The organism is Microbacterium sp. 5K110 (assembly GCF_005774735.1).
GTDB lineage: Bacteria > Actinomycetota > Actinomycetes > Actinomycetales > Microbacteriaceae > Microbacterium.
This window is the reverse complement of record NZ_VBUM01000108.1, coordinates 1-9,895: the sequence shown is the minus strand read 5'-3', so window position 1 is coordinate 9,895 and position 9,895 is coordinate 1. Positions and strand designations below refer to the sequence as shown.

Genomic DNA, 9,895 nt, shown 5'->3' with positions numbered 1-9,895 from the left:
CCAGCCGCCCCTGCGCCCCGGCGACCAGACCGAGACCGCCGATGAGATCCGCGCCTCGTGGGAGAACGACCCCCGCTGGGACGGCATCGAGCGCACGTACTCGGCTGACGACGTCGTCCGCCTCCGCGGCAGCGTCCGCGAGGAATCGACCCTCGCCCGCCGCGGGGCCGAAAACCTCTGGAACCTCCTCCACACCGAGGAGTACGTCCGGGCCCTCGGCGCGTACACCGGCGGTCAGGCCGTGCAGCAGGTGCGCGCGGGGCTGAAGGCCATCTACCTCTCGGGCTGGCAGGTCGCCGCGGACGGCAACCTCGCGGGGCAGACGTACCCCGACCAGAGCTTGTACCCCGCCAACTCGGTGCCCGCCGTGGTCCGCCGCATCAACAACGCGCTGCTCCGTCAGGACCAGATCGAGCGCGCCGAGGGCGAGATCACGCAGGACTGGCTCGCCCCGATCGTCGCCGATGCCGAGGCCGGCTTCGGCGGACCGCTGAACGCGTTCGAGCTGGCGCAGTCCCTCATCCAGGCGGGGGCCGCCGGCATCCACTGGGAGGACCAGCTCGCGAGCGAGAAGAAGTGCGGCCACCTCGGCGGCAAGGTGCTCGTCCCGACGCAGCAGCACATCCGCACGCTCAACGCCGCGCGTCTCGCCGCCGACGTCGCGGGGGTACCCACCGTCATCATCGCCCGCACCGACGCGCTCGCCGCCGACCTTCTCACGAGCGACGTCGACGAGCGCGACGCGGAGTTCCTCACCGGCGAGCGCACGAGCGAGGGCTTCTACCGGGTGCGCCCGGGTCTGGATGCCGTCATCGCCCGCGGTCTCGCGTTCGCCCCCTACGCCGATCTGATCTGGGTCGAGACGGGAGAGCCCGACATCGAGCTCGCCCGCGCCTTCGCCGAGGCGATCCACGCCCGCTACCCGGGCAAGCTCCTCGCCTACAACTGCTCGCCGAGCTTCAACTGGAAGCGTCACCTCGACGACGAGCAGATCGCCACGTTCCAGGCCGACCTGGCCGCTCTCGGCTACGCCTTCCAGTTCATCACGCTGGCCGGCTTCCACGCCGTGAACCACTCGATGTTCGACCTCGCCCGCGGCTACGCCGAGCGCGCCATGAGCGCGTATGTCGAGCTGCAGGAGGCCGAGTTCGCCGCCGAGGCCGTCGGCTACACCGCCACCAAGCACCAGCGCGAGGCGGGCACCGGCTACTTCGACGTCGTCTCGACCGCGCTCAACCCCGACAGCGCCACGCTCGCCCTCGCCGGCTCCACCGAGACCGCGCAGTTCCACTGACACTTCTCCCCTTCCAGAAAGCCACGATCATGACCCTCATCGGCTCACCGCCCACCACCGACGACCGACGGATGCCGGAGCCCTCGGCATCCACTCCCGCCCCGCACCTGCGGGTCGAACACCCCCTCGAGGGACGCGACGGCGAGATCCTCACCCCCGCCGCCCTCGCCTTCGTCACCGAGCTGCACGACCGTTTCGGCCGTCGACGCCACGACCGTCTCGCCGCGCGCCTGCGCGGACGCTTCGAGATCGGCAACGGCGAGGACCCGCACTTCCGCGCCGAGACCGCGCACATCCGTGAGGACCCGTCGTGGCGCGTGGCGGGGGCCGGTCCCGGCCTCGAAGACCGCCGCGTCGAGATCACGGGTCCGACCGACCCGAAGATGACGATCAACGCGCTCAACTCCGGCGCGCGGGTGTGGCTGGCCGACCAGGAGGATGCCACCTCCCCCACGTGGCGCAACGTCATCGGCGGCCAGCTGTCGCTGTTCGACGCGATCCGCGGGCAGCTGAGCTACACCAGCCCCGAGGGCAAGGAGTACCGCGTCACCGCCGAGCGCACGCCCACGATCGTGATGCGCCCGCGCGGCTGGCACCTGCCCGAGAAGCACATCACCGTCATCGACCGCGCGGGCCGCGAGCTGCCGGCATCCGGTTCCCTCGTGGACTACGGCCTGTACGTCTTCCACAACGCCCACGCGCTGATCGCCGCGGGCCGCGGACCGTACTTCTACCTGCCGAAGATCGAGTCCGCCGATGAGGCACGACTGTGGGACGACGTCTTCTCGTTCACCGAGGAGCGGCTGGGCCTGGCGCACGGCACGATCCGCGCGACGGTGCTCATCGAGACGCTGCCCGCCGCGTTCGAGATGGAGGAGATCCTCTTCGCGCTGCGAGACCACTGCGCGGGCCTGAACGCCGGCCGGTGGGACTACATCTTCTCGATCATCAAGACCTACCGCGGTCGCGGCGCCCGGTTCGTGCTGCCCGACCGCAGCGAAGTGACGATGACGGTGCCGTTCATGCGGGCCTACACCGAACTACTGGTGCGCACGTGCCACAAGCGCGGCGCCTACGCGATCGGCGGCATGAGCGCCTTCATCCCGAACCGCCGCAAGCCCGAGGTGACCGAGGCGGCGTTCGAGAAGGTCGCGGCCGACAAACGCCGCGAGGCCGGCGACGGCTTCGACGGCACCTGGGTGGCCCACCCCGACCTCATCCCGGTGGCCCGGGCCGAGTTCGACGCGGTGCTCGGCGACGGCGTCAACCAACTGCACCGCACCCGCGACGAGGTGACGGTGGAGGCCGGGCAGCTGCTCGACCTGAGGATCGGGCTCCCCATCACGGCCGCCGGCGTGCGCGGCAACGTCGCGGTGGCGATCCGGTACATCGAGGCGTGGCTGCGGGGCCTCGGAGCCGTCGCGATCGACGACCTCATGGAGGATGCCGCGACCGCCGAGATCTCGCGCTCGCAGATCTGGCAGTGGATCCACCAGGACCGCTCCACCGATGACGGCACGCTCATCACGCGCGAGTACGTCGAATCGCTGCTGGACGAGGTGCTCGCCGAGGCGGCCCGGTTCGAGGGCGACCGCTTCGACGACGCCGCCGAGGTGTTCCGCGAGGTGGCGCTGCGCGAGGAGTTCCCGGCGTTCCTGACGCTGCCCGCCTACGCGAAGTACCTCGACTGATCGGCGACGGAAGGGCCGGGGCCGCGTGCTCCGGCCCTTCCGCGCGTCTGCCGCGTGCGCGGCCCTTCCGCGCGTCTGCCGCGTGCGCGGGCCTACTCGCGGCCGGGGTCGAGCGGCGCGAAGCGGCGCACGCTCGCGCGCGACGTGAGCCGCGAGGCCGCCAGCGAACCGGCGACGGCGAGGAAGATCGGCAGCAGCAGGTCGAAACCGGTCGCGGTGAACTCGATCACGAGCACGATCGCCGTCAGCGGGGCACGCATGGTGGATGCCAGGAACGCCGCCGCCGCGACGATCGCGAGGGCGGTTCCGTCGGCCCCGGGCCACACGTACGCCCAGCCTGCGGCCGCGGCTGCGCCGAGCGCCGCGCCGATCGCGACCGAGGGCTGCAGGGTGCCGCCGACGGCACCGGAACCGAGCGAGACGACCGTGGCGACGTACTTCAGCAGCGCGAGCAGCAGCAGCATCAGCGCGGGCTGCGAGAGGTCGAAGCCCGCGGTGGCGAGCGCGCGGCCGTTGCCGAGGATGAGCGGGAAGGCTGCGCCGAGCGCGCCGACGGCGGTGAAGGCGACCGGCAGCGCGACCAGGAGCTTCCACCCGGTCGGGCGGAACGCTGCCAAGCGCGCGGTCACGGTCGAGAAGCTCGTCGCCGCCCACCCCAGGAGCGGACCGAGGAGGATCGCCGCGACCAGCAGCGACGGGCTCACCTTCACGGCGGGCACCTGATAGAGCGCGACGTCCCCGACGAGCGGGCGCGCCACGATCGTCGCGATCGCGCTGACGGTCAGGGCGACGACCGCGGCGCCGACGCTGAACTGCGCCAGCAGGATCTCGATCGCGAAGACCGCACCCCCGAGCGGGACGTTGTAGACACCCGCGAGACCCGCGCCCGCCGCCGCGGCGATGAGGATGCGCCCCCATCTCGCGTCGAGGCGGAACCAGCGCACGATCTTGGATCCCGCCATCGAGGCGAGCTCGCGAGGGGCGACCTCTTTGCCGATCGAGGCGCCGAGCGCGACCGAGCCGACCTGGATGACGGTGTCGGCCAGCGTCTCCCACCAGGGCATGTGCGCCCCGGCGACACCCTGCTCGACGCTGGCGATGCGTCGCCCGAAACGGCGCAGCAGGTACCACCCGAGCGCCGCGACGACACCGGCACCGCCGACCGTGACGATCGGAAGCCACCACACGCGGGGGGATGCCAAGCCGTCGAGGAACGGCCCTTCTTCGTGCCCCCACACGAGGTGCTCGATGGTGTGCACGATCCAGACCAGCAGCAGCACCGCCAGTCCTGTCGCGACGGCGACGATCAGGGTCGCGAGCCCGAGGCGGAACAGGATTCCGAGTCCGCGGCGGTGCGCGCGCGTGCGCTCGGGGGCGGGGGCTGTCACGCCGCCACGCTAACGCACCGTGCGGGAGCGTCCGGACACGCGCTAGCGTGACCGCATGAGCTCCCCCTCGGCGGCAGAACAGCGGGCGACCGACTCTCTCGGCATCGTCGCCGTGATCCTCGCGGCTTTCGTGCTGCTGCCCGTCCTGATGATCTTCCTCATCGGCCTCGCCCCCGGGATGAACGCGATCTGGTGGCTCGGGATCGTCCTGCTGCCGATCATGGCGTTCCTGGGGATCGTCGCCCTCGTCATCGGTGCGGTCGGCATCGTGCGGCGGGTGCGCCGGCACCGCACCCCGGTCCTGTCGATCGTCGGCGCGGGGCTCGGGCTGCTGCTCGTCCTGCCGGGCGTGTGGGTGCTCTTCAGCACGACCCTGTAACGGGGGCCTGGGCGCCCACGGCATCCGGGGCGCGCCGAGTAGGCTCTGTGCCGTGACCGACCGCGCACCGCTCTCCCGCAAGCTCTCCGCCATCGCCGAATCCGCGACCCTGAAGGTCGACGCCAAGGCGAAGGCCCTGAAGGCCGCCGGCCGCCCCGTCATCTCGTATGCGGCCGGTGAGCCCGACTTCGCCACTCCCTCGTTCATCGTGGATGCCGCCGCCGAAGCGCTGCAGAACCCCGCGAACTACCGCTACACCCCTGCGGCCGGGCTTCCCGTGCTGCGCGAGGCGGTCGCCGCGAAGACGCTGCGCGACTCGGGACTCGAGATCGCCCCGTCGCAGGTGATCGTCACCAACGGTGGCAAGCAGGCGGTGTACCAGGCGTTCCAGACCGTGGTGAACCCCGGCGACGAGGTGCTGCTTCCCGCCCCGTACTGGACGACCTACCCCGAGGCGATCGCCCTCGCCGACGGCATCCCCGTCGAGGTCTTCGCCGGCGCCGACCAGGACTACAAGGTCACCGTCGCGCAGCTCGAGGTGGCCCGCACCGACAAGACGACCGTGCTGGTGTTCGTCTCGCCCTCGAACCCCACCGGTTCGGTGTACACCCCCGAAGAGACGGCCGAGATCGGCCGGTGGGCCCTCGAGCACGGCATCTGGGTCATCACCGACGAGATCTACCAGAACCTCACGTACGAGGGCGTCCGCGCCGTCTCGATCGTCGAGGCCGTGCCCGAACTCGCCGGCCAGACGATCCTGGTCAACGGGGTCGCGAAGACGTACGCGATGACCGGGTGGCGCGTGGGCTGGATGGTCGGACCGGCGGATGCCATGAAGCTCGCGGGGAACCTCCAGTCGCACCTGTCCAGCAACGTCAACAACATCGCGCAGATCGCCGCCGCGGCAGCCCTGAACGGGCCGCAGGACGAGGCGGAGCAGTTCCGACAGGCCTTCGACCGCCGCCGCCGCCTCATCGTGTCGGAGCTGGCGAAGATCGACGGCGTCGAGGTGCCGAACCCCCTCGGGGCGTTCTACGTCTACCCCGACGTGCGGGGCCTGCTGGGCCGCGAGTGGGAGGGCGTCACGCCGACGACCTCACTCGAGCTGGCAGACCTGATCCTCGAGAAGGCCGAGGTCGCGGTGGTGCCGGGCGAGGCGTTCGGCCCGAGCGGTTACCTGCGTCTGTCCTACGCCCTCGGCGACGCCGAGCTCCTGGAGGGCGTCCACCGCCTCCAGCGCCTCTTCTCCTCAGCGCGAGCCGCGTGAGGGGTCAATTTCTGTCGCTTCGGAGCGCCGCAAGCGACAGAAATTGACCCCTCGCGCGGGGGCTGTGGAGACGCGCGGCGCACGGCACGCCGGGAGCGACAGGATGGAGGATGCCTTCGTCGCCCCAGTCCCGCGCGCCCTCCCCGGCGTTCACGATCACTGAAGCCGAGTCGGCGGGGCTCTCGCCCAGCACGCTGCGATCCGCGGCGTGGAGTTCGCCGTTCCGCGGGATGAGAGTGGTCCCGGGAAGCCATGACGAACGCCAGCGCGTGGGCGCGCTTCTCCGGGCACTGCCCGACCTTGCATTCTGCTGCGGGCCGACGTCCGCCGTTCTTCAGGGCCTCCCGCTGCCCTGGACGTTGGCCGCGAGCGCCCTGGACACACCTGTCGTGGGCATGCCGCGAGCACACGTCCGCATCCGCCGACCGGGTGTGATCGGTCGGCGTCTCGACGTGCGGGACGAGGATGTCATCGAGGTCGACGGCATCCGATGTTCTTCTCCGCTTCGCACGTGGGCGGAGTTGGCCGAGCGCCTTTCCGCGGCAGAGCTGACCGCGCTCACCGATCACCTCCTCGCGCGGCGACGACCGCTGTGCACCCGAGAAGAACTGGAGGTGATGCATCGACGGTTCATCGGTGGTCGAGGATCGAAAGTGAGGCGACTCGCCATCGATCTGTCCGTGGACGGGTCGGAGTCACCGAAGGAGTCGGAGCTGAGGGTCCTGCTGGTGATGGCGGGACTCCCCGCCCCGGAGTGCAACGTCGAGATCTTCGACGGTCACCGATTCATCGCGCGCGTCGACCTGCTCTACCGCCACGCGCGTCTCGTCATCGAGTACGACGGCGACTACCACCGCGACGCACGACAGTGGAGCAGAGATCAGTCTCGCCGCGCGGAATTGGAGTCCTTGGGGTACCGGGTCACGGTGGTGACGGCCCGGGACTTCGACGCCCCCGAGGCGCTGCTGATGCGCGTCCGCCGCCTGCTCGCCGGCGCGTGAGGGGTCAGTTTCTGTCGCTTCGGAGCGCCGCAAGCGACAGAAATTGACCCCTCGCGCGCGAGAGCAGGGCTACAGCTCGACGTTCACCAGGACGGGCTCGGGCTGCAGGAGCAGACCGAACTCGGACTGGACGCGCTGCTGCACGAACCGGGCGAGCTCGGCGATCTCGGCGGCGGTGGCCTCGCCGCGGTTGGTCAGGGCCAGCGTGTGCTTGGTCGACAGCCCCGCGCGCGAGCGCGGGAAGCGGAAGCCCCGCGACAGGCCCGCGTTCTCGATGAGCCAGGCCGAGCTGACCTTCACCTCGCGCTGCTCGATCACCGGGGGCGGGACGACACCGGCGAACGCCGCGAGCGGGATCACGGTCATCGGATCGACGATCGGCGACATCGGCCACCGGGGGCACTCCGCCGGAAGGGTGCGGGCGAACGCCTCGGAGACGATCGCGTTCTGGAAGAACGACCCCGCGCTCCACGTGTCGGGGTCTTCGTCGTCCAGGACCATGCCTTTTCGTGCACGGGTCGCGAGCACGTGCTCGCGGATCCATCGCAACGACACCGCGGCATCGGCATCCAGTCCCAGGGCCCCGCGCAGCTGCGCCCCCGGAACCGGTCGGTCGCCGTCGCCGACCCGCTCCAGCTCCAGCGTGACCGAGACGATCACGGCGGGGCGTTCGGCCACCGACCCGTAGTGGTGTTTGAGCACCGACGTGCGGAAGCCGAGCCCGAGGTCGGATGCCGAGACCGTCGACAGCTCGCCGGTGGACTCGTCGAGCAGCTCCACTTCGACGAGGGTCTGCACGATCTCCTGGCCGTACGCACCGACGTTCTGCACGGGAGCGGCGCCGACCGTGCCGGGGATCCCGGACATGGCCTCGATGCCCGCGAGACCGCGCGCGACCGTCTCTGCGGCGAGGGCATCCCAGTCGTGACCGGCCTGCACCCGCAAGCGGACGGTGTCGGGACGCGAGCCGGGGAGCTCGTCGATCCCCGAGGTGCGGACACGGATCACGGTCCCCTCGAACGGCTCGTCACCGACGAAGAGGTTCGACCCACCGCCGACCACGAGCCACGGTTCGCCGGTGGCCCAGACCTCGCGGAGGGTGCGCACCAGTTCATCGGACGTGGTCGCCTCGACCATGCGTGCGGGGAGCCCCCCGGTGCGCAGAGTCGTGAGCTGCGACAGCGGAACCGACGCGACCTCGGGCATCAGGACAGCCGCACGCGCACCTGCGCCTTGCCGAGGACGGTCGTCCCCGCGTGCGTCACGGTGAGGTCGATGCGGGCGGACTCGTCGTCGACGGCGCCGACTTTGCCGCTGACGTCAAGGTCGGCCCCGGCCTCGGGGTCGACGACGACGGGACGCGTGAAGCGGACGCCGTACTCGAGGATGCGGCCGGTGTCGCCGAGGGCCTCGGCGAGCGTGCCGACCGCGATGCCCATCGTGAGCATGCCGTGCGCGAGGACGCCGGGCAGCCCGACGGCTGCGGCGACGTCGTCGCGGTAGTGGATGGGATTGAAGTCGCCCGACGCACCCGCGTAGCGCACGAGAGCCTCGCGGGTCAGGTGCACGGAACGCTCGGCGACGACGTCTCCGACGGTGAACCCGCTCATGCGCCCGCCTCCCCCGCCAGCAGGACGCTGATCGTCGTCACGACGTGGGCGCCGTCGGCATCCACGATCTCGGCTTCGCTCGTGATCATCGCGTTCCCTCCGAGCGTGCGGATGCCGGTGACCGCGAGCGTCGCGGTCAGCTCGTCGCCGGCGACGATCGGACGCGAGTAGCGGAAGCGCTGCTCGGCGTGCACGAGGCGCGAGAGCTCGATGCCGGAGTCGGGGTCACCCAGAAGCTGCTGCAGCGTGAGGTCTTGAACGACCATCGCGAACGTCGGCGGTGCGACGACGTCGGCGTATCCGAGCGCGCGGGCGGCCTCGGGGTCGGAATGCTGGGGGGCGTCGGCGAAGACGGCGCGGGCGAACTCGCGCACCTTCTCGCGGCCGACGAGGTACGGCGCGGTCGGCGGGAAGGCACGGCCGACCAGTTCGGGGTTCACGGGCACCGGTTCAGTCTACGGCGCGCCGCCGTGACCGCTCAGCGCTGGTGGCGGCCGCGCACCGCCTTGACCGCCATCTGCGTGGCGATGAACACGAGGAAGATCGAGAACAGCACGTTGCCGACGAAGGGGTCGACGATCTTGGCGAGCGACGCTCCCAGGGCCGTCGTCATGCAGGCGGCGATCCCGACGCACGCGGCGGCGCGCAGGTCGACGTTGGAGCGGCGGAGGTTGCCAAAGGTCCCCGAGACGGCGGTCGGGATCATCATGAGCAACGACGTGCCGCGCGCGATCAGGTCGCTCGTGCCGAACAGCAGCAGGAGCGCCGGGACGACGATGATGCCGCCGCCCACTCCGAGCAGCCCCGCCAGGATGCCGGTCACGATACCGAGCGCCAGCAGGCCGGGGCCGGTGGCCCAGGTCAGCTCCAGCTCGGCGTCGCGCGAGGGGATCACGAAGTACAGGCTGACGATGACGCCGACGAGGAACACCACGAACGCCCACCGCAAAGCCGTCTGGGAGATCTTCGGCAGCAGCCAGGTGCCGATCTGTGCCCCGCCCACCGCGCCGGCGGCGAGGATGAGCGCCGGGATCCAGGCGACGTGTCCGTCGATCGCGTACGTGATGACGCCGACCGAGGCGGTGGGCACGATCGCCGCGAGCGAGGTGCCGGCGGCGAAGCGCTGGTCGAAGCCGAGGAGCAGGACCAGCAGCGGGACGATGACCGTCCCCCCTCCGACGCCGAACAGGCCCGACATGAGCCCGGCGAGCAGCCCCACTCCGATGCAGACGATGTAGAAGCGAGCGGTGCGGGGCGGGCGGGTG

General features: G+C 71.0%; 10 protein-coding genes. 5 read left to right on the top strand and 5 right to left on the bottom strand.

Annotation, left to right across the window (positions count from 1 at the left end; all coding sequences use genetic code 11):
• The first annotated feature begins 10 nt into the window (after window positions 1-10).
• Together aceA and aceB are read left to right on the top strand one after the other, a co-directional pair.
• A complete protein-coding gene (gene aceA, locus FE256_RS16375) occupies window positions 11-1,294 on the top strand; it encodes an isocitrate lyase (RefSeq protein WP_138177787.1) in 1,284 nt (427 codons plus the stop codon).
• A gap of 29 nt (window positions 1,295-1,323) precedes the next feature.
• Window positions 1,324-2,985, top strand: coding sequence for a malate synthase A (aceB, locus tag FE256_RS16370; protein ID WP_252371064.1), 1,662 nt, complete (start codon window positions 1,324-1,326; stop codon window positions 2,983-2,985).
• A gap of 92 nt (window positions 2,986-3,077) precedes the next feature.
• On the opposite strand, the gene FE256_RS16365 is transcribed toward aceB, so the two are convergent.
• Window positions 3,078-4,373, bottom strand: coding sequence for a chloride channel protein (locus FE256_RS16365; protein WP_138177783.1), 1,296 nt, complete (start codon window positions 4,371-4,373; stop codon window positions 3,078-3,080).
• Window positions 4,374-4,428: 55 nt separating this feature from the next.
• Here FE256_RS16365 and FE256_RS16360 point away from each other — a divergent pair, with 55 nt between their 5' ends.
• The 3 genes from FE256_RS16360 (at window position 4,429) to FE256_RS16350 (ending at window position 7,020) form a co-directional block, all read left to right on the top strand.
• Window positions 4,429-4,752, top strand: coding sequence for a hypothetical protein (locus FE256_RS16360; RefSeq protein ID WP_138177781.1), 324 nt, complete (start codon window positions 4,429-4,431; stop codon window positions 4,750-4,752).
• 52 nt (window positions 4,753-4,804) lie between these two features.
• Entirely contained in the window at window positions 4,805-6,019 is a 1,215-nt protein-coding gene (locus FE256_RS16355) for a pyridoxal phosphate-dependent aminotransferase (protein ID WP_138177779.1), read from the top strand.
• Between the two features lie 395 nt (window positions 6,020-6,414).
• Window positions 6,415-7,020 carry an endonuclease domain-containing protein gene (locus tag FE256_RS16350; RefSeq protein WP_171024388.1) on the top strand — a complete coding sequence of 202 codons (606 nt, stop codon included), beginning with the start codon at window positions 6,415-6,417 and terminating at the stop codon, window positions 7,018-7,020.
• A 69-nt stretch (window positions 7,021-7,089) separates the two neighbouring features.
• Here the strand turns inward: FE256_RS16350 and FE256_RS16345 are convergent, their stop codons facing one another.
• From FE256_RS16345 to FE256_RS16330, 4 genes are all read right to left on the bottom strand, one after another.
• Window positions 7,090-8,226, bottom strand: a complete 1,137-nt coding sequence (locus FE256_RS16345; RefSeq protein WP_138177775.1) for a UDP-N-acetylmuramate dehydrogenase — start codon at window positions 8,224-8,226, stop codon at window positions 7,090-7,092.
• A complete protein-coding gene (locus FE256_RS16340) occupies window positions 8,226-8,630 on the bottom strand; it encodes a MaoC/PaaZ C-terminal domain-containing protein (protein ID WP_138177773.1) in 405 nt (134 codons plus the stop codon). The genes FE256_RS16345 and FE256_RS16340 overlap by 1 nt, the downstream gene beginning before the upstream one ends.
• The gene (locus FE256_RS16335; protein WP_138177771.1) at window positions 8,627-9,076 is read right to left on the bottom strand and encodes an FAS1-like dehydratase domain-containing protein; all 450 of its coding nucleotides are present in this window, start codon (window positions 9,074-9,076) and stop codon (window positions 8,627-8,629) included. Before FE256_RS16335 ends, FE256_RS16340 begins: the two co-directional genes overlap by 4 nt.
• A gap of 32 nt (window positions 9,077-9,108) precedes the next feature.
• On the bottom strand, window positions 9,109-9,895 hold a 787-nt coding region (locus tag FE256_RS16330), incomplete at its 5' end, for a sulfite exporter TauE/SafE family protein (RefSeq protein ID WP_502704862.1).